Here is a 20177-nt window from a genome sequence, read left to right as displayed (position 1 = left end):
GGCCCCAGGACGCGCGAGAGGCCCCCAGGGTGGACCTGGGGGCCTCTCGTCGCCTCTGGTGTCGCCCGCGTCCCGTTACAGGAAGTCGGCGAGCTCCTTCTCCAGGACGCGCTTCGGCTTGGCGCCGATGAGCTGCTTGACGACCTCGCCGTCCTTGTAGAGGTTCATCGTCGGCAGCGACATGACGTTGTAGGCGCGCGGCGTCTCGGGGTTCTGGTCGGTGTTGAGCTTGACGATCTCGATCTTGTCGCCGTACTCCGCCGCCAGCTTGTCCAGGACCGGGGCCATCTGCTTGCACGGACCGCACCAGTCGGCCCAGAAGTCCACCAGGACGGGCTTGCCGCTGGCGAGGACCTCTTCCTTGAAGTTGGCGTCCGTGACGTGCTTGACAGTGGACATGGTTCTCCTTGGTTCACCTGGTGGCGGATGGCAGGGGGGAGGGAGGCGGGCCCTCTCGGGCGGGCCCGTGGGAGGACGGAGGCGTCAGTTGCCCCGCGCCGCGAGGAAGCGCTCGGCGTCCAGGGCGGCGGAGCAGCCGGTGCCGGCGGCCGTGATCGCCTGGCGGTACTGGTGGTCGACGACGTCGCCGCAGGCGAACACGCCCTCCAGCGTGGTCCGCGTGGACGGGAAGTCCACCTTGACGTAGCCCTCCGCGTCCAGCTCGATCTGCTTGTCGAACAGCTCGACCCGCGGGTCGTGGCCGATGGCGACGAACAGGCCGGTCACGTCGAGCGTGCTCGTCTCGCCGGACTTGTTGTTCAGGACCCGCAGGCCGGTGACGCGCTCCGTGCCGAGCACCTCGGTGACCTCGGAGTTCCAGAGGAAGCGGATCTTCTCGTTGGCCTCGGCGCGCTCGACCATGATGCGGCTCGCGCGCAGCTCCTCGCGGCGGTGGATGACGGTCACCGACGAGGCGAAGCGGGTGAGGAAGAGGGCCTCCTCCATGGCGGTGTCGCCGCCGCCGACCACCGCGATGTCCTGGTCGCGGAAGAAGAAGCCGTCGCAGGTGGCGCACCAGGAGGTGCCCCGTCCGGAGAGCTCCTTCTCGCCGGGCACGCCCAGCTCGCGGTAGCCGGACCCGGTGGCGAGGATGACCGTGTGCGCGAGGAAGGTCTCCCCGCCCGCGACGACCTCCTTGACCGGCTTGTCCAGGTTCACGGAGGTGACGTCCTCGGGGACCAGCTCGGCTCCGAAGCGCTCGGCCTGCTTGCGCAGGTTGTCCATGAGGTCCGGACCCATGATGCCGTCGGGGAAGCCGGGGAAGTTCTCGACCTCGGTCGTGTTCATGAGGGCGCCGCCGGCGGTGATCGAACCCTCGAACACCAGCGGGCGCAGCTCGGCTCGGGCGGCGTACACGGCAGCGGTGTAACCCGCCGGTCCGGAACCGATGATGATGACATTGCGGACGTCACTCACGCTCGTAGGCCCTTCACACAGTCGCTGCCCTGGCCACGCGTCGTGACCTCAGGGGAAGATGGTTAGCACAACCGATGGTAGGCGCAGGGCATTCCCCCTGGGACATCCGCCCAGCCTACGGGGGCGGGGTATGCGTCGCGGGGGTCCGCGGCCCGGGTCCGCCGCTCAGGGGCCCCGTCGGCGGCCCTCCAGCGCCGCCCGGACCGCCACGGCGAGCGCCCCCGCCAGGAGCCCCCACAGGGCGTCCGCGGCGAGGACGGGGACGAGCGCGAGCGGATCGTCGAGCGGACCCCGGGGACCGCCCCGCACGATCGGCGGGAGCACTGCGCCCAGCACGGTCGAGAACACGGCGTGGGCCAGGCCCGCGTACACGAGGGTGAGGAGCGGCCGGGGGACACGGGCGACCACGACCGCGGCCACCCACGCGACCGTGATCATGAGGGTCGTCCCCAGCGGGAGGTACGGCCTCCAGTCGATCGCCTCCGTGACGCCCGAGACGCCCAGCAGGGGCCGGATCAGCGCCAGGGCCCCGAGGCCCAGGACGAGCGACCACGGGACACCGGAGAACGGTCCGGCGGACGGGGGCTGCGGCTGGTTCACGGGCGCCTCGCGGGGTCGTGGCGCGCTCGGCGCGCCGGGGACGGAGAGCCCCGACGGTAGGGGCCGCCGGCCCCCTCGCGCGTCCGGCGCGGACCGCGTCCCGGTACGCGGTCCCGACCGGTCGGTGTACGTCGCGGCGCGTAGCGGCGAGCGCCCCCGGTCCCGCGCCCGCCGGGGGGCCGGTCCGTAGAATCACCGCATGCCCAGCGACCGCCAGGACGTCGTCGTCGACGCGCTGTTCGGGTTCGCCGTCTTCGCCGTGGTGGCGATCGCGGTCGGATCCGACGTCAGCGACAGGGGGAACCTCGCCCTCGGCTACACGATGGCCGCGGTGCTCGGCGGCCTCATGACGGCGCGGCGGCGGTGGCCGGTGGGGGTGCTCCTGGCGACGGCGGTGCTCATCGTCGCCAACTACGTGATCGACCTGCCGACCATCGGCCTCGCGGTCCCCGCCGCCGCGGCCCTGTACTCCGCGGCGGAGGCCGGCCGGACGGCGTGGTCGGCGGGCACGGCGGCGTCGCTCGTGGCGGTCTCCACGTTCGCCCGGCTGGGCGGGGGACAGGACCCCGCCTACCTCCTGGGGTACGAGCTGCCCTCCACGGCGGCGATCATGGGCGCGGCCATCGCCCTGGGCAGCGCGCAGTGGCAGCGGCGCCAGGCCGGCCGCCAGCGGGAGAGGGCCGCCCTCCTGGACGCGCAGGCGCGAGAGTCCGAGGCGGCCGAGCGGTTGGCGCTGGAGCGTACGCGGATCGCGCGCGACCTGCACGACGCGGTGGGGCACCATCTGTCGGTGGTGTCCCTGCACGCGGCGGTGGCGGCCGAGGCGCTGGAGGACGACCCCGCGGACGCGGAGTCTGCGCGCGCGGAGCTCGTGCACGTCATCCAGGCGTCCCGGGCGGGCCTGAGCGAGCTGCGCTCCACCGTGCGCGCCCTGCGCGACGCCGATCCGGGCGGCGAACGGACCTCCTCGCTCGCGCACCTGGACGAACTCGCGGACTCGGTCCGGGCGGCGGGTGTGGCGGTCGAGGTGGAGGGGAGGCCCGGGGCCGGGGAGATACCGGGGATGGTGGACGCGACCGCCTACAGGATCGTGCAGGAGGCGCTGACCAACACGCTCAGGCACGCCCGGGCCGACCGGGCCCGGGTGGTCTTCACGAGGAGGGACGGTGTCCTGGAGGTGCGGGTGACCGACGACGGACGACAAGGCCGGTCCGCCGCGGGCGGCGGGTCCGGGGCCGCCCCCGGGAGCGGGCTCGCGGGCATGCGCGAACGCGTACGCCTGGTGGGGGGATCGGTGGAGGCGGGTCCCGGGCCGGGCGCAGGGTTCACGGTGCACGCGCGGCTGCCCCTCGGAGGGGACCGGTGATCCGGGTCCTGCTGGTGGACGACCAGCCGCTCGTCCGCACGGGTGTGCGCGCGCTCCTGGAGCGCGACGGGGGGATCGAGGTGGTGGCGGAGTCGGGGAACGGCCGGGAGGCCCTCGCCGACATCGGCAGGTACCGTCCCGACGTGGTCCTGCTCGACCTCCAGATGCCCGCGCTGGACGGACTCGCGGTCCTGCGCGAGCTGGGGCGTCGACAGGTCGACAGGTCGACACGGGCCCCGGGGCCGGAGCGTGCGGGGGAGGCCGGCGCGGCTGCCGCGTCCGGCGGCCCCCGGGTGGTGGTCCTCACCACGTTCGGGGAGGACGACAACGTGTTCACGGCTCTGCGGCTGGGCGCCTCGGGGTTCCTCCTGAAGGACGCGGAACCCGGCGAGCTGCGCGCGGCGGTGCGGACCGTCGCCGCGGGGGAGGCGCTGCTGTCCCCCGCGGTCACGCGCAGGGTGATCGAGAGGGTGGCCGACACCTCGGTCCCCCCGGAGGCGGCCCGCCGCCTGGACGTGCTGACCGCCCGGGAGCGCGACGTGCTGGCCCTGGTCGGGCGCGGGCTGTCCAACCAGGAGATCGGCGCGGAGCTCCACCTGAGCCCCGCCACGGCCCGCACGCATGTGGGCCGCGTCCTGTCCAAGCTCGGCGCCAGGGACAGGGTGGGCCTCGTGGTCATCGCCTACGAGACGGGCCTGGTCAGTCCGGGCGGGTGACGGGGCGCGGGCGGGGCCGACATGTCGACCTCCGCGGTCCCGTCCGCCCTCTCCGCGCCCGGCGCGCGGACCCCGAGGCCGCCGTGCCCGCTCAGCGGCCGGGCTCGGGCACGCGATCCTGGGTGATCACGCTGCCCTCGGCGTCCCCGCCCTGCGCGCAGAGCGGATCGACCACGTACACGTCGTACTCGTCGCCGTCGAGGGCGAACATGGCCCACGCCGGGGTCGTCCCGTCGCCGTAGTGGGCGTCGTCGACCAGGCTGAAACGGGTGTCGAGCGCCTCGCCGAGGCGTCCCGCGCACTCCACCACCCCGGGCGGAGGGCTCTCCTCCGCGGCCAGGGGCTCGGCGCCGTCCTCCTGCGCGGCCCCCACGGGGGAGAGGTCGAGGGTCCGGGCGGCCTGCTCCGCCAGGCCGCCGCCGGTGTAGACGGTGCCGCTCCGCACCACCTGGGGCGTGTAGGCCTGGGCGGTGTCCGGCGCGGCCTCCTCCTGTCCGTCCTGCAGGAGGGGCGCGGCGACGCCGGTCTCCTCCTGCGGGGCCAGGCCGTTGAACAGGGCCGCGCCACCGCCGGCGACGACCGCCGCCGCGGCGGCCACCATCATCAGCCGGGGCAGCCCGGCGCCGCCGAAACCGCGTCGGCGGCGCGGGATCGGTGTCACCCCGGCGGGCGGGCCGGAGGCGGCGGGCACGGCGGCGGGCCCCGGCGCGACGCCGTTCTCCGTCCGCTCGCGCGCCGCTTCGGCGACGCGCAGGTCGAGGAGGTCGGCGACGTCCCGGGGCATCTCGGGAGCGGGTGCGGCGGCCAGCGCCTCCGTGACCCCCGTGAGCTCCTCCAGGGTGGTCGCGCAGGTCGCGCAGGTCTCGATGTGGGATGCGACGGTACGTTCCTCGCCGGGCTCCAGGAGCTCCTCGGCGAAGAAGGCGAGTGCCTCCACGTCTGGATGGGACGTCACGATGGGTTGGCACCTCCTCTCCCAGATGTGACGTCTCGCGGATCCCGGGGGTTCCTCAGATGGGCCAGTGACGGAAGAAGTTTGGCGCGACCCCGGGCACACCGGCTCTTGACCGTGCCGGTCGCCACGTCGAGGATCTGGGCCGCCTCCTCCACCCGGTAGCCGAGCATGTCCACGAGGGTCAGCGCCATCCGCTGGTCCAGCGGCAGCAGGTCCAGGGCGGCGTGCACGTCGAGGCGGGCCTCGGTCTGCGAGGCGTGGTCCGGGGCGCCCCCGGCGCGGCCCAGCCGCTCGTTGGCGACCACGTCCAGGGTGGCGTCCTCGGTGGGGGTGGCGGGCCGCACCTTGCGCCGGCGCAGCCGGTCGTGGCAGGCGTTGACCACGATCCGGTGCAGCCAGGTGGTCACCTGGGACTCCCCGCGGAACCGCTCGGCGGCGCGGAACGCCGACAGGAAGGCGTCCTGGAGGGCGTCCGACGCCTCCTCGGGGTCGCCCATCATCCGCACCGCGACAGCCCAGAGGCGCTCACGGTGGCGGCGAACCAGTACCCCGAACGCCTGTTCGTCACCCTGAGCGTGCCTCGTCAACAGCTCCCGGTCAGGAAGCTCGTGGACCGCGTCCATCAGCGCTGATCACATATCCCACTACTAGGTTCCGCGTACCTCTACCTCGTTGACGCTCCCACGGTAGTCCCCACCGTTCTGGGGCAGGGCCGTGAACCAGACCAGGACGTACTGACCGGTGACGGGCTCGTCGAGGACGACCTCCTGGGAGGTCCCGCTGCCGCTGCCGACCACCTCGTAGTCGTTCTCGGAGCTCCCGTTCGCGTCGCCGACCCGGATCTCGAACTCGTACCCGTCGCCGGCCATGTCGAGGTCCACCGCGTGGATCTCGTGGCTCGCGCCGAGTTCGAGCTGGAGGCCGACGCCGGGCTTGATCATGTCCAGCGGGTCCCTGTAGCCCTGGGTGTTCCAGGCGGTCGAGGGGTCGCCGTCCCAGGCCAGGGGCGCGTTGGCGCTGTGCTCGTCGGTGTCGCCGTGCGGGTTGAGGCCGCGCGAGCCGACGATCTCCAGGGGGGACGCGTCCGCGGCGTCGTCCGCCGGGTCCTCGGCGGATCCGGCGCTGGGGGTGGCGGGGTCATCGCCGGACTGGAGGCTGGAGCCGAGGCTCCAGGCGCCCACGACCACGGCGGCGAACAGCACGACCGCGACGACGCCGACGAGGATCCTCTTGGGCGAGGCCTGGGAGCGGGCCGCGCGCTGGTCCATGCGGGAGGGGGCGGGGCGCTCCGCACGGGGGGCGGAGGCGCTGCGGGCCGAGGTGGCGCCGCGGGCGGAGCCGCCGCTCCGGGCGCTCCGGCGGGGGCCGGAACCGGTGGTGTCGAGCTCGCCCGTGCGCCGCGAGGTCCCGGGCTCGGGGGGCGCGGACTCCACGGGGGAGACGGGGAGCGGGATGAGCCGGGGGACCTCGGCCATGGCGGCGCAGAAGTCCGCGGGCGAGGTGATGGGCGGGCCGGGCACCATCTGGCCCGCGAGCTGGGGCAGCGCCGCGCGCGTGGTGATGGTGTTGAGGGGCTCGGTGACGCCCTGGCGGATCTGTCCGGGCGGGTAGGGGCCCGCGGGGCCCTGGGGGGCTCCGGGAAGGCCGCTCTGCGGCCCGCCGGGCCAGTGCCCGGTGAGCGCCGCGTACAGCAGGTTGCCCAGGCCCTGGGCGTCGACCGCGGCGGGGTCGGCCACGACGGCGCCCAGCAGCGCGGCGTCGACGCCGATGCCGGTCACCTTGACGGCCCCGCCGCTGCTCCACATGAGCTTGCTCGGCGTCAGGCACAGGTGGTGGAGCCCGCCGGCGTGGGCGGCGGCGATGGCCTCGGCGGCCTCGGCGACCAGGCCCGCGGCGCGCTCGGGCTCCATGGGGCCCTGGGCGAGGAGGTCGGCGAGGGAGGAGCCGATGACCCACTCCTCGACGACGTAGGGGACGGGGGTCGTGTCGTCGGCGTCGAAGACCTGGGTGACGCGGGCGTCGGGGATGCGGCTCGTGGCCCTGGCGGCGCGCACGACCTCGGACGTGCGGGGGAAGCCCTCGGTGAAGGTCCACACCGCGACGGGTCGCGCGAGGGTCTCGTCGGTGGCCTTCCAGCGGGTGGCCCCGCCGGTCTCACTCACCACTTGGTCGAGGCGGTACCGGTTGGCCAGCTTCGCCCCGGGTTCGATCAGGAAGGTGCTCATGTTGGGAGTGACGGACGCCAGTGCCGTGAGCTCCGCGCGCTCCTCCCGCAACGGGTCCCTGGGGACCGGAGCGGTGCGGGGTGTGCGCGAGGGGGTTATCGGCCCTGCCTGCTGTCCCCAGCCTCCCTTCGGGCAGCTCGGATGAACATTGCTGTAGCGGTAAAGCGATGCGTGTCCATGCTAGGACGCCTGAACAGCATCTTCGGAGGACATCGGATACTCATTCACCTTCCGGGGCGTATCGGTGCTCGGCTACCCAACGTCATCCATTCCTGGTGATCAGCGGCGTCGCAGCCGTGTTCTGAGCAAATCGAGGAAGGATGTGACTTCGGTCACATTCAGGAACTTCGCGGTAACCACGAACAGTACGGCACCGACGGCGCCTCCGGCCAGCATCGCCGCGAGACCCGGCCACAGATCACCCGGCAGGCCCCGGAAGGCGTAGATCATCGCCAACCCGAAGACCGCGGCGGGGACCGTGGCCACGTGCAGCTTGAACAGCGTCGCCGCGGTACGGCGGCCGTCCATGCCGTTGAGCTTCCGGTGGAGCAGATACCACATGACGGCCGAGCCGACGATGTAGTAGAGACCGTACGGCACGGGCAGCCAGACCACCACGTGCTGGGGCTCCACCACGAACAGCAGGGCGATCGCCGTCACCGCGTGGGCGGCCTCGGAGGGGATCGACACCAGGGCGGGGGTCCGGGTGTCGCCCAGCGCGTAGAACACGCGCATCTGGAGCTGGAACAGCGTGAACGGGATCAGCATCACGCAGAAGACCATCAGGATGCGCCCGATCGCCGCGGCGTCGGACGCCGTCGTGCTGCCCTGCGCGTAGATCATCACGCAGAACGGGATCGCGAACACGATCATCGCGACCGAGATCGGCACGATCAGCACCGAGGAGAGCCGGAACCCGCGCGAGAAGTCGCTGCGCACCTGGTCCTTGCGCCCCGCCGCCACGTGCTCGCTCATCCGCGGCAGCAGGGCGGTGATCACCGAGACCGCGATGATCGCGTACGGCAGCTGGAACAGCATCGACGCGAACTTGTACGCGGTGATGCCCGCCCCGGAGTCGAAGCCCAGCTCCGCGGCGCGCGTCCCCGCGCGCGTGGCCACGTTGGTGGAGACGAGCGCGCCCAGCTGCGCGACCACGATGTAGAGCATCATCCACGAGGCGGCGCCGGCCGCCTCGCCCAGGCCCGAGCCGCGCAGGTCCAGGCGCGGCCGCCAGCGGAAGCCCGCCGCGGCCAGCGCCCACACCAGGACCGCCGCCTGGAGCACCTGTCCCATGGCCGTGCCCAGGCCCAGCAGCATCAGCTCGCCGGGGGTGACGGTCTCCGGGGTGCGCCCCGGACCGGCGACCGCCATGAACCACAGGAGGATGCCGATGATGACGACGTTGTTGAGCACCGGCGCCCACATCGGGGCGCCGAACCTGTTGCGCGCGTTGAGCATCGCGCTGGCCAGGCCGCTCGCCCCGATGAAGAAGATCTGCGTCACCAGGTACCGGGCCATGACGACCGAGACCTCGTACTGCGCCCCCGTGAACTCGCCCGCGTAGATCCTGATGAACCACTCCGCCACCAGGACCGACAGGAGCGTGATCACGAACAGCGCCAGCAGCATGAGGGTGACCAGGCGCTGCTCGGTCCTGTCCCCGCCGTCCTGGTCGAGCTTGCGCCGCTTGACCAGGAACGGCACGAACACGCTGGCCAGCAACCCGCCGATGAGCAGGTCGTAGATCATGTACGGGACCATGCCCGCGGTCTGGTAGGCGTCGCCCAGCAGCTGGGTGCCGATCGCCGCCGCCAGGAGGATGGTCCGGACGAACCCCGTCACGCGGGAGACGATGGTGCCCAGCGCCATGACCGCGCTGGACCTGGCGATGTTGCCGGGGGCGGTGTGGGCGCTGCCGCCGATCTCGTCGCCGTCCTCCAGGCGGTCGGCGGTGCCCACGTCACCGATGTCGCTCGGATCGCGGACCGTCCGCAGCCCGGTCTCGGGCACGCCCTCCGGCTCGTCGCGCTCGTACGTGTCGAGCACGTCCTCCGGCATCACCACGGGGCGGCGATGGCGCGTCCTGGCCTCGGCGGGCGCCCCGCTCGGTGCGGGGTCCTGCTCTCTGGGGTGATCGCTGGGCACCGTCGGGACGTCCTTATCTCGGTCGGGGCGCTTCGGGGAGACCTTCGGCGGGATCAGAGCCGGGGCGCTACGGCATCAACGACGCATGCGGCCGCGGACCAGTTCCACCGCCGCGCTCAGTTCCGGCACGCGCAGCAGTCGCGCGAACCCGAGGAAGAGCAGCGCGCCAAGGACGCACCCGGTGACCGGGGCGCCGATGTAGGAGGCCAGGCCGGGGCCGACATAGGCGTCGAAGAACCAGAGCACACCGAGGCCCGCCGCGATGCTCGGGACGACGGCCAGGTGCAGGCGCAACATTGTGCCAATGATGTGCTTTCCGTCAAGTCCGCCGATGCGCCGGCTCAGGACCAGTCCGGCGATGGTCAGACCGGACAGGAACGAGACCATGAAGCCCGAGGCCACACCCACGACCACCAGGTTCGGCGGAAGCAGCAGGTAGGAGACGAGGGCCAGGCCGCTGTGCACGGCGAGGTTGGCCGCCCCGATCATCGCGGGCGTCCGGGTGTCGCCCATGGCGAAGAACACCCGCAGCATGAGCTGGAAGACGGTGAACGGCACCAGGCCCAGCGACATGACGGCGAGGATCTGGCCGATGCTGGAGGCGTCGCCGACCGAGATGGACCCGCGCGCGAAGGCCAGGACCGACAGCGGCTCCGCGAACATCGCCACCGCGAACGCGGTCGGCACCAGGACGAACGCGGAGACCCGCAGGGTCCTGGAGAAGTCCCCGCGGACCGCGTCCCAGTTCCGGTCGTCGGCGTGGGCGCTCATCCGGGGGAGCAGCACGGTGATGAGGGAGACCGCGATGATCGCGTACGGCAGCTGGAAGAGCTGGTACGCCAGGTTGTAGGCGCTGATGCCCGCGCCGACGTCGAGGCCCCGCTCGATGCTCGCCACGTTCGCGGCGTTGGCGATGTTGGTGGTGATCCACAGGCCGGCCTGCGTGAGCAGGGTGTAGAGCATCATCCACCCGGCGGTGCGGAGCGCGTCGCCGAGGCCGGAGCCGCGCAGGTCCAGGCGGGGGCGCCAGCGGTAGCCGGTCCGGGAGAGGGCGACGAACAGCACGACCGCCTGGAGCAGCATGCCGCCCGCCGTGCCCGCGCCGAGCAGCGTGAGCTGGCCGTCGGTGACGGTCTCGGGGGTGCGGCCGGGGCCGGCGACCCACAGGAACACGGCGGCCACGGACATGATGACGACGTTGTTGAGGACCGGCGCCCACACGGCGGCGCCGAACTTGCCCCGCGTGTTGAGCATGGCGCTCAGCAGGCCGCTCAGGCCGACGAAGAAGATCTGCGCGAGCAGGAACCTCGCCAGGTAGACGGACGCCTCGAACTGGACCGGTGTGAACCGGGACCCGTACATCCAGATGAGGAACTCGGCCGCCAGGATCGCGGCGGCGGTCAGGAGGAACAGGGCCAGGACCGTGGTGGTGAACAGGCGGTCCTCGGTCGCCTTACCGCCGTCCGCGTCGTTCTTCCTGCGCTTGACCAGGAACGGGATGATGACGCTGGCCATCAGCCCGCCGATGAGCAGGTCGTTGAGGATGAAGGGGATCGTGTGGGCCGTGTGGTAGGCGTCACCGAGGAGGTGGGTGCCGATGGCGGCGCCGAGCACGATGGTGCGGGCGAACCCGGTGAGGCGGGAGGCCATGGTGCCCACGGCCATGATCATGCTGGAGCGCATCATCCCGCCGGAGTCCGACCCGGAACCCGCCCCCGAGCCGCCCGCCCCGGAACCGGAAGCGGCGTCCCCGGCCGGGACGGCGCCGGGCTCGGGCAGTTCGCCCTCCTCGAAGGAGGGCATGGGGCCGCCGCTGGGACGGAGAGTGCTCTCACCCGGGAGGGGGCCTTCGGGCTGGGGGGAACGGCGGTGTTTCCCGCCGCCGTTCGGAGAGTCGGTGACCACCGTGGATCAGGGTTCCTTTCGTCCGACTGGAAGGGTCCGTCCGCGGCGCCGTGGTCCGGCGCCTGTCCGGTCGGGCCGGACACGCGGCTCGGCGCCGCGTGTGCCGACATGGAGATGTGCGGGTGTGTCGACATGGCGTCCTGTCGGTAAGGAGCCGTGTCACCCATCGGTCCGCCGGGGCCCCGGGGTCACTTCCCGGAGCCGTCCTTGTCCCGTTCCGGGGCGTCCTCCCCGGCCTCCCGGGAATCTGCCCCGGTGGCCCCGGTGCCCTCACCGGGCCCGGTGGAGGACGCGGACGCCCCGGTCTCCCCGGAGTCCGCGGGGTTCCCGGACGTCTCGGTCTCCCCGGAGTCCCCGGGCGTGGCGACCGCCCCGGGCGTCCCGGAGTCCGCGGGGTCCCCGGAGCCTCCGTCGCCGCCCCCGGCGTCCCCGGGAGCCGCGGCGGCGCCGGTCCCGGCGCCGTCCGGCCCTCCGGCCCCGGCGGCCTCGGCGTCGGAGCGGGACGCCTGCTTGCGCGCCCACTTGCGCAGGGCGCGGGGCGCCAGCGCGGCGACCAGGATCAGCAGGCCGATGCCGCTGATGAGCAGTGCCTGGGTGCCCAGGCCGGTGGCGTTCACCGGGATCACGGTGTCCTGCGTGCTGATCGGCTCGCCCGCGGAGTTGTGCAGGCTCACGGTCAGCTCGGTGCGGCCGTTGACCCGGGCCGACAAGGGGACGTACACGGTGGTCTTGGCGCCGGGGTCGATCTCGAAGAAGTCCGTGTACGAGCCGATGCTCAACCGCTCGGAGTTCTCGGAGAACACCGACAGGCGCACGATGACGGCCTGGTCCTCCAGGTCGTTGGCCACCAGGACACCGGTGGTGCCCGTCTGGCTCGCCAGGGTGACCGGCTCGCCGGGGATGACGCGCACGTCGCCCATACGGTCCTGCACGGAGTCCAGGACGAGGGACCGGGTCGCACCCGCGAGGGCCTCCTCCTCCCGCCAGTACACGGACTCCAGGCGCAGGAGCGCGGGGCGGAACGGGTCGACGTCGTCCACCAGGACGCTGTTGAACAGGCGCACGTCGTTGTTGACGTCCTCGACCAGGCCCAGATAGGTGGGGCTGAGCTCGTCCTCGGAGGCGCTGTCCGGGTAGGCCAGGTTGCGCCGGGTGTCCTCGCGCTCGTCCGCGTCGGCCGGCTCGATCTCGTCCAGCTTCTCCGGCGACAGCCACGGGAGGCCGTCGGAGGCGGCCAGCACGCCGTCGGCGAACTCCGGGCTGGGGTCCCACCCCGGCTCCGGCGACGCGACGACCACGCGGTCGCCGCCCGCGTTCTCACCCGCGATCATCGCGGTCTCGGCGGCGAACCGCTGGAGCGCGAGCGCGGACTCGCCGGGCTCCCACGACGGCATGGACAGCACGTCGGTGAGCCCGGAGTCGGCCACCAGCGCGAACGGCTCCTCGACGGGCTCCTCCTCGGGAGCGGCCAGCGGGGCCTGCGCGGTCGGGGTCGTGGACATCCAGGACGCGGGCGGCATGGCGCCCTCGTCCAGGAGGAAGCGGGTGGCGCCCTGGGCGGCGTACAGCTCGTAGACGGAGTCGTCCATCAACCCGCCGGACGGCATCGCGAAGGCGCCGTCCGCCTCGAACGACAGGGCGCGCAGGACCGCCTCCTGCCCGATCCGGAGCGAGGCGGCGGCGTCGTCCCCCATGTCGTTGCGCAGAAGGGCCCCCAGGTCGGCGCCGGCGTAGGGGGACGCCACGACCGTGTCGCGGGCGAGCACCGCGCGCGCCTCGCGCAGCCACACCTGGGCCGCCTCGTCGGGGCCGGCCCCGTGCCTGACCGGGTCGGCCTCCGCCGGCACGGCGAGGAGGTCCTCCAGGACCTCGTGGTCCTCCGCGGCCATCCGGTGGATGTCGTCGAGGGTGCCGGGGTCCACCGCCCAGGTGACCGGCACGCCCTCGGTGCGCGCGGGGCGGGGCTCCTCCTCGGCGCCGGGATCCTCCCCGCCTCCGTCGCCCTCGGCGCCGGGCTGCTCCTCGTCACTCTCCCCGCCGTCCTCGGCGGCCTCCTCGCTGGGGACGGAGTCGGCGGTCTCCTCCGCGGTGGCCTCGTCCTCCTCCGACGGCGGCTCCTCGGGCTCCTCCCCGAGGCCGAGCAGCTCGACCAGGTCCTCCTCGCCGGCCGCGAAGTCCAGGGGGACCTGCGCACCGGACGAGAGGAGGCGGCCCAGCCTGCCCTCGGCGCGGACCGATTCGTGCAGCTCGCCGCTGAGGAAGGTGTCGTCGTCGGCCCGCTGGGGGCGGTCCATCAGCGGCCACACCCACGCGATGTCGACGGAGGGCACGTCGTCCCCTCCGGAGCCCGTGTAGGGGAGGAACGTGTACTGGGAGCCGATGACACCGCCGTCCCCGTCGACCGCCTCGACCACGAGCGGGTACACGCCGTAGGACGAGAGGTCCAGGTCCTCGACCGGGACGCTCAGCGAGTACTCCTCGGAGGCCTCGGGCGGCAGTGCGGAGGCGACCTCCTCGTCCGGGCCGGGCGCGTTGGGCTGCCAGCCGTCCCCCGAGGCGAACTCGTCCAGCTCGTCGCGGTTGGTGAACGGGTGCCGGGAGTACCTGACCCGGACCGTCACGTCGCGCACGCTGTCCGCGGTGGTGTTGGTCACCTCGCCCGCGATCCGCAGGGTGCTGTCCTCGCGGACCGCGTCCGGTGTGATGCGCTCGACGACGAGCGGCTCGACGGAGCCGTCGTCCTCGGGGTCCGCCAGCGCGGGTGAGTGCGCGGCCGGTATCGGGAGCAGCGCGGTGGTCATGGCCATGACCACCGTCGCGGAGGCAATTCGACGCAACGCTTGACCGGTTTCCTGATTCGGGTCCAGGTGGCCGTCCCGCCGGGGAACACGGTGAAGGGGCGGAGACGCTCGGGGTGCCCGCACGGCGCACACGGCGTACGCGGGTCGGGTGGGCGCGAGATGACCGCGGTCCTACCACTCCACCCGAAGATACCGTCTTCCCTGTCCGTCGGGTCGGGGGAGGACCACCGCGTGGTGCTCGGCGGAGGGGCCACTCTCTCATCAAACGGGTGCGATCCACCAGAGCCGGGGCCGACCTGTGGACGACCCGGCCCGGCCGGGGGGCCGCGGGACGATTCGCAGTTTGGACCGACGGCCGCCTAATCTGCGTGGTGTGCCGAACACAGAGTTTTCGAGTGAGAACGACGCCGACCAGCGGCCGGAGGCCGGGGAGGCCCCGGGACCGGGGTCGCTGAACGGTACCCGGCGCGCGGCGATCACCGCGCTGGCGGAGGCCGTCCAGCCGGTATCGGACGAGCTCGGCGCCCGTTTCGCGTCGAACGGACAGCAGCTCGCCCTCGTCGGCGGCCCGGTCCGCGACGCGCTCCTCGGCAGGCGCTCCAACGACGTCGACCTGACCACCGACGCGGTCCCCTCGCGCATCCTGGAGCTGGTCGACGGCTGGGCCGACTCCGTGTGGACGGTCGGCATCGAGTTCGGCACGGTGGGCCTGCGCAAGGGCGGTCACCAGCTGGAGATCACGACCTACCGCAGCGAGTCCTACTCGCCCAAGTCCCGCAAACCCGACGTGGCCTACGGCACGGACATCCGCGACGACCTGTTCCGGCGCGACTTCACCGTCAACGCGATGGCGGTGCGCCTGCCGGGACTGGAGTTCGTGGACCCCTTCGGCGGGCTCGCCGACCTCGAGGCGGGCGTGCTGCGCACACCGGGCCGCCCGGAGGACTCCTTCAGCGACGACCCGCTGCGCATCATGCGCGCGGTGCGCTTCGCCGCGCAGCTCGGCTTCACGCTCGCGCCGGAGGTCGCCGAGGCGGCCCGCGGCATGGCCGACCGCCTGTCCATCGTCTCCGCCGAGCGGGTCCGGGACGAGCTGACCAAGCTCATGGTCAGCCCCGACCCGCGCCGCGGCATCGAGCTGATGGTGGACCTGGGCATCGCCGAGTACGTGCTCCCGGAGATCCCCGGGCTCCGCCTGGAGATCGACGAGCACCACCGGCACAAGGACGTGTACGAGCACTCGCTCACCGTCCTCGACCAGGCCCTCGACCTGGAGCGGTCGCGCGGCCACGAGCCCGACCTGGTGCTGCGCCTGGCCGCGCTGCTGCACGACGTCGGCAAGCCCAAGACGCGCGAGTTCGAGGGAGGGGGCAGGGTCACCTTCCACCACCACGAGGTGGTGGGGGCGTCGATGAGCCGCAAGCGGCTCACCGCCCTGCGCTTCCCCAAGGACGTCGTCTCCGACGTGTCCACGCTGGTCGGACTGCACCTGCGCTTCCACGGCTACGGCAAGGGCGAGTGGACGGACTCCGCGGTGCGCCGCTACGCCCGCGACGCGGGATCCCAGCTGGAGCGGCTGCACATCCTCACCCGGGCCGACTGCACCACCCGCAACCGCCGCAAGGCGGCGGCGCTGTCGAAGGCCTACGACGACATCGAGCGGCGCATCGGGAAGCTGGCCGAGCAGGAGGAGCTGGACCGCATCCGCCCCGACCTCGACGGCAACGAGATCCAGGAGGTCCTGGGCCTCTCGCCGGGGCCTGTGGTCGGCAAGGCGTACCGCTTCATGCTGGAGCTGCGCCTGGAGAACGGGCCGATGGGCAAGGAGGAGGCGGCGGCGGAGCTGCGCGCCTGGGCGGCGGAACACCTCTAGGAACGCCGCGCGGGGATCAGCGGTGCGGCTTCACCGCGGTCACGGCCATCGCCATGCCGAACACCCGCAGAGGGGTGCCCTCCAGGCCGTCGGACAGGGACTGGAGTCCACGGGTCCGGCGGTCGAACGGCGGCATCACGTAGTCGATGGCGCGCATGCTCAGCCCGGCCGCGCGCAGCAGCCGGCCCATCTCCTGGGTGGTGAAGGAGCGCGCGTCCGACATGCGCTCGTGGAGCGGCCGGACCCAGGGCAGGAACGGCGCCGTCAGGGCGGACCTGCGCCTGCGCCCCCACAGCACCCCGTGGGTCTCGAACGGGAACCACCGGTTGGGCGTGGTGAGGGAGAGCGCCCCGCCGGGCTTGAGGACGCGGCGGATCTCCGCGAGGCTGCCCTCCACGTCCTCGATGTGCTCGACCACCTCGAACGCCGTGACCCGGTCGAAGGTGTGGGCGTCGAAGGCCAGCGAGTCGGCGGACATCTTGTGGAGGCCGATCCGGTCCTCGAACCCGGTGCCCGCGATCCTGGCGGCGAACGCGTCGAGGCGGCCGGGCTCGACGTCGATGGCGTCCACGCGCACGTAGCCCTGGGCGAGTTCGACGGTGTACGTGCCGTCCCCGCACCCCACGTCCAGCAACCGGTCGCCGCGGACGGGCAGCTGCCGGGACACCGCCCCGATCCGCTTGGTCACCCCGCGCGCCCCGAAGGCGCCGGAGGGGTTCCCGGGGCCCAGCTCGCCGCCCATGGCGCACCATCCCTGTGTGTCGACAAGTCCTTTCCGGGACACTACAACACGTGACTCCGCCGTCACGGACGGATCGGGCGGTGTGCGGCCGGACCGGCCGGGGCACCGTTCCCCCCGCCCGGCCGGGGGGAACGTGTCGACCCGTCGCCGTGTCGCCGTGTCGCCGTGTCGTCGTGTCGCCATGTCACCACGTCGACACGTGTGCGGCCCCGCGGACACGGCGGCCCCGGAGGAGGACCGGCCGGGGAGTGACCCCCGTCCTTGTCGTGCCAGGTGGCAGCGGGGAGACTGGCGCGGTGACGATCACCACCTGGTACCTGGAGTCCACCGACCCCGCCGACCTGCGCCCCGCGCGGGATCCCGGGGCGGACGTGACGTTCTCCCGGGCCGAGATCCCCAGCCCCGTGCTGAGCCGTTTCATGCACGGCGGCGAGGTCGGCGGCGACTGGGAGGCGGCCGACGGGCTCGGGCTCTCGGCCGAGCAGTGGCGGGAGTGGGTCGACCACCCGGGGCGCGAGACCTGGGTCCTGTACGAGGAGGACACCCCCGCGGGCTACGCGGAGCTGGACGCCCAGCCCGACGGGGCGGTGGAGATCGCCTACCTCGGACTCGTGCCCGGCTTCCTCGGCAGGGGGATGGGCGGGCACATGCTCACGCTGGCCCTCGAACGCGCCTGGGACCTGGCCGGGCGCTGGCCGGACCGGGACCCGACCCGGCGGGTGTGGCTGCACACCTGCTCCCTCGACGGGGAGCACGCGCTGGCCAACTACCTGGCCCGCGGCCTCCGTGTCTACGAGGAGACCACGGAGCACGGCTGACGGGGAGCCGGTCGCGCCGGGTCGGCACGTCGACAGGTCCCCCTGTCGACATGTCGCCGGACCGCCGGACCGCCGGACCGCCGGGGCGCGTCGCGCGGACGCCCTCGGCGGGCCCGGAGCCCGCGGGCCCGGAACGCGTCCTACGCCGCCTCCCGCACGGCCTCCGGCCCCGGGACGCGGAAGCCGCGCACCACCCAGGCGGCGGCCGCCGCCGTGTAGGCGGTCGCCATCCCCGCGACCGCCGGAACGCTGATCCCCGAGGGCGGGACCAGTGCGGCGGCCAGGGCCGCGCCCAGGACGAACGTCGCGTTGAAGAGCACGTCGTACACCGAGAACACCCGGCCCCGGAACGCGTCGTCGACATGTCGCTGGACCAGGGTGTCGACGGTGACCTTGACCCCCTGGGAGACGAAGCCGAGCACGAACGCGGCCACGGGGAACAGCGCGGCGGAGAACGGCAGGCCGAACACCACCAGGGCCGCGGCCGCCACCGCCAGCTGGAGGGCGATCCAGCTCCCGGCCGCCATCCGGGCCGTCGCCCAGGGAGTCGCCACGGCGCCCAGGAAGAACCCCGCCGCCAGGAGCCCGGCCGACACGGAGAAGCCGGCGAGCCCGGCAACGCCGCCGTCGGCGAACGCGTTGTTGTACAGGAGCAGCGTCAGCAGGGTCGAGACGCCGAACAGGACCCGGTGGACGCCGATGGTGGCGAGGGCGTCCCTCGGGGCGGGGCGCTCCCAGATGTGCCGGACCCCGGAGGCCATGCCCCGCACCACGCTGCGGACGGCGTCCGCGACCTCGGTGGGTTCGCGCTCCAGGTGCGGCCCCAGCTCCCGGCGGCCCAGGGTGAGGGAGACGAGGGCCGCGCCGGCGAAGCCGAGCGCGGCGACGAGGAGGACCAGCCCCGTTCCGAGCGCGGCCCCGCCGCCGACGAGGCCGACGGCCAGGCCCGCTCCGGTCCCGAGGGAGCTGGCCGCGGTGCCGCAGGTCGGCGTGACGGCGTTGGCCATCATCAGCTTCTCGCGGGGCACGACATAGGGCAGGCCGGCGGAGAGGCCGGACAGGAAGAAGCGGTTGACGCTCAGCACCAGCAGCGCCGCGACGAAGAAGGCCGGCCCCTCGCCCCCGGACACCAGGAGGGCGCTCACGGCCGCGAGCGCGGCCTTGGCCAGGGAGGACAGGAGGAGGACCTGGCGGCGGGGCCACCGGTCGATGAGGACCCCGGCGAACGGCGCCACCACCGAGAACGGCAGGAGCAGGACGGCGAAGGCCGCCGCGACGGCGCCCGCGCTCGTGTGCTGCTCGGGGTTGAAGAAGACGAAGCCGGCCAGCCCGGCCTGGTAGATCCCGTCGGAGAACTGCGAGACCAGCCGGGTACCGAAGAGGCGGCGGAACCGCGGGCCCCGCAGGACCGCGCGCAGATCACCGAAGAAGGACACCGGACCAGGGTAGGGCGTGCCCGGGGCCGGGGCCCCGGGCAGCCGCCCCACACCGGCGGCTACTCGCCCGCGATGAAGCTCTCGACCTTGTCGTGGGCCTCGGCGTCGCTGTACTGGACGGGCGGGGACTTCATGAAGTAGGAGGAGGGCTCCAGGATCGGGCCGCCGATCCCGCGGTCCTTGGCGATCTTCGCGGCGCGGACGGCGTCGATGATGATGCCCGCGGAGTTGGGGGAGTCCCAGACCTCCAGCTTGTACTCCAGGTTGAGGGGGACGTCGCCGAACGCGCGCCCCTCCAGGCGGATGTACGCCCACTTGCGGTCGTCGAGCCACGGCACGTGGTCCGACGGGCCGATGTGCACGGAGCCGGCCTTGAGCTCGTGGGGGATCTGCGAGGTGACGGACTGCGTCTTGGAGATCTTCTTGGACTCCAGGCGCTCACGCTCCAACATGTTCTTGAAGTCCATGTTGCCGCCGAAGTTCAGCTGGTAGGTGCGGTCGACGATCACGCCCCGGTCCTCGAACAGCTTGGACAGCACCCGGTGGGTGATGGTCGCGCCGATCTGCGACTTGATGTCGTCGCCGATGATCGGGACGCCGGCCCGGGTGAACTTGTCGGCCCACTCGGGGTCGGAGGCGATGAACACCGGGAGGGCGTTGACGAAGGCGACGCCCGCGTCGATCGCGCACTGGGCGTAGAACTTCCCGGCCTCGTCGGAACCCACGGGGAGGTAGGAGACGAGGACGTCGGCCTTGGCGGCCTTGAGGGCCGCGACCACGTCGACGGCGTCCTCGGGGGACTCCTGGATGATCTCGCGGTAGTACTTGCCGAGGCCGTCGTAGGTGGGGCCGCGCATGACGGTGACGCCGGTCGGCGGCACGTCGCAGATCTTGATGGTGTTGTTCTCGCTGGCCGTGATGGCGTCGGCCAGGTCGTGCCCCACCTTCTTGGCGTCCACGTCGAAGGCGGCGACGAACTCGATGTCACTCACGTGGTACGGCCCGAACTGCACATGCATGAGGCCGGGCACCCGGGACTCGGGGTTGGCGTCCTTGTAGTAGTGAACGCCCTGCACGAGCGATGCCGCACAGTTGCCGACGCCCACGACGGCTACACGTACCGAACCCATTGGTCCTTGCTCCTTCTTCTCCGCGAACATGGATTCCACAGCGCACGGC

The 20177-nt window shown here is 72.9% G+C and carries 16 protein-coding genes; 4 read left to right on the top strand and 12 right to left on the bottom strand.

Features of this window, described 5'->3' with window-relative positions:
- Positions 1-75 precede the first annotated feature (75 nt).
- From trxA to ACQPYD_RS32860, 3 genes are all read right to left on the bottom strand, one after another.
- Entirely contained in the window at positions 76-399 is a 324-nt protein-coding gene (gene trxA, locus ACQPYD_RS32870; RefSeq protein ID WP_267947348.1) for a thioredoxin, read from the bottom strand.
- Between the two features lie 84 nt (positions 400-483).
- Positions 484-1416, bottom strand: a complete 933-nt coding sequence (gene trxB / locus ACQPYD_RS32865; protein WP_433699216.1) for a thioredoxin-disulfide reductase — start codon at positions 1414-1416, stop codon at positions 484-486.
- Positions 1417-1581: 165 nt separating this feature from the next.
- Positions 1582-2016, bottom strand: coding sequence for a hypothetical protein (locus tag ACQPYD_RS32860; protein WP_433699215.1), 435 nt, complete (start codon positions 2014-2016; stop codon positions 1582-1584).
- Positions 2017-2215: 199 nt separating this feature from the next.
- Between ACQPYD_RS32860 and ACQPYD_RS32855 the strand changes: the two genes are divergently transcribed.
- Together ACQPYD_RS32855 and ACQPYD_RS32850 are read left to right on the top strand one after the other, a co-directional pair.
- Positions 2216-3382, top strand: a complete 1167-nt coding sequence (locus ACQPYD_RS32855) for a sensor histidine kinase (RefSeq protein WP_433699214.1) — start codon at positions 2216-2218, stop codon at positions 3380-3382.
- Positions 3379-4098, top strand: a complete 720-nt coding sequence (locus ACQPYD_RS32850; RefSeq protein WP_433699213.1) for a response regulator — start codon at positions 3379-3381, stop codon at positions 4096-4098. The genes ACQPYD_RS32855 and ACQPYD_RS32850 overlap by 4 nt, the downstream gene beginning before the upstream one ends.
- A 91-nt stretch (positions 4099-4189) precedes the next feature.
- Here the strand turns inward: ACQPYD_RS32850 and ACQPYD_RS32845 are convergent, their stop codons facing one another.
- From ACQPYD_RS32845 to ACQPYD_RS32820, 6 genes are all read right to left on the bottom strand, one after another.
- Positions 4190-5053, bottom strand: coding sequence for a hypothetical protein (locus ACQPYD_RS32845; RefSeq protein ID WP_433699212.1), 864 nt, complete (start codon positions 5051-5053; stop codon positions 4190-4192).
- A complete protein-coding gene (sigM, locus tag ACQPYD_RS32840; RefSeq protein WP_267947342.1) occupies positions 5050-5676 on the bottom strand; it encodes an RNA polymerase sigma factor SigM in 627 nt (208 codons plus the stop codon). The genes ACQPYD_RS32845 and sigM overlap by 4 nt, the downstream gene beginning before the upstream one ends.
- A gap of 24 nt (positions 5677-5700) precedes the next feature.
- Positions 5701-7278, bottom strand: coding sequence for a discoidin domain-containing protein (locus ACQPYD_RS32835; protein ID WP_433699211.1), 1578 nt, complete (start codon positions 7276-7278; stop codon positions 5701-5703).
- A gap of 279 nt (positions 7279-7557) precedes the next feature.
- Positions 7558-9423, bottom strand: coding sequence for a murein biosynthesis integral membrane protein MurJ (gene murJ / locus ACQPYD_RS32830; RefSeq protein WP_433699210.1), 1866 nt, complete (start codon positions 9421-9423; stop codon positions 7558-7560).
- A gap of 75 nt (positions 9424-9498) precedes the next feature.
- Entirely contained in the window at positions 9499-11328 is a 1830-nt protein-coding gene (murJ, locus tag ACQPYD_RS32825) for a murein biosynthesis integral membrane protein MurJ (RefSeq protein WP_433699209.1), read from the bottom strand.
- A 188-nt stretch (positions 11329-11516) separates the two neighbouring features.
- Positions 11517-14135, bottom strand: coding sequence for a DUF6049 family protein (locus tag ACQPYD_RS32820; RefSeq protein WP_433702202.1), 2619 nt, complete (start codon positions 14133-14135; stop codon positions 11517-11519).
- A gap of 367 nt (positions 14136-14502) precedes the next feature.
- Here ACQPYD_RS32820 and ACQPYD_RS32815 point away from each other — a divergent pair, with 367 nt between their 5' ends.
- Positions 14503-16002: a CCA tRNA nucleotidyltransferase gene (locus ACQPYD_RS32815; RefSeq protein WP_433699208.1), complete on the top strand. Its 1500-nt coding sequence runs from the start codon at positions 14503-14505 to the stop codon at positions 16000-16002.
- Between the two features lie 16 nt (positions 16003-16018).
- On the opposite strand, the gene ACQPYD_RS32810 is transcribed toward ACQPYD_RS32815, so the two are convergent.
- Positions 16019-16744 (bottom strand): class I SAM-dependent methyltransferase, encoded by a 726-nt coding sequence (locus tag ACQPYD_RS32810; protein WP_433699207.1) that lies wholly within the window; start codon positions 16742-16744, stop codon positions 16019-16021.
- Positions 16745-17040: 296 nt separating this feature from the next.
- On the opposite strand from ACQPYD_RS32810, the gene ACQPYD_RS32805 reads away from it, so the two are divergent.
- Positions 17041-17562, top strand: coding sequence for a GNAT family N-acetyltransferase (locus ACQPYD_RS32805; protein WP_433699206.1), 522 nt, complete (start codon positions 17041-17043; stop codon positions 17560-17562).
- Between the two features lie 140 nt (positions 17563-17702).
- Here the strand turns inward: ACQPYD_RS32805 and ACQPYD_RS32800 are convergent, their stop codons facing one another.
- Both ACQPYD_RS32800 and ACQPYD_RS32795 read right to left on the bottom strand, forming a co-directional pair.
- A complete protein-coding gene (locus ACQPYD_RS32800; protein WP_433699205.1) occupies positions 17703-18998 on the bottom strand; it encodes an MFS transporter in 1296 nt (431 codons plus the stop codon).
- Positions 18999-19057: 59 nt separating this feature from the next.
- Positions 19058-20128, bottom strand: coding sequence for an inositol-3-phosphate synthase (locus tag ACQPYD_RS32795; RefSeq protein ID WP_267947335.1), 1071 nt, complete (start codon positions 20126-20128; stop codon positions 19058-19060).
- Positions 20129-20177 lie beyond the last annotated feature (49 nt).

Origin of the sequence: Nocardiopsis sp. CA-288880 (assembly GCF_050955985.1) — a bacterium.
In the GTDB taxonomy this organism is placed as follows: domain Bacteria; phylum Actinomycetota; class Actinomycetes; order Streptosporangiales; family Streptosporangiaceae; genus Nocardiopsis; species Nocardiopsis tropica.
Note: the sequence above shows the minus strand (reverse complement) of the source record. Positions and strands in the feature narration are given on the sequence as shown.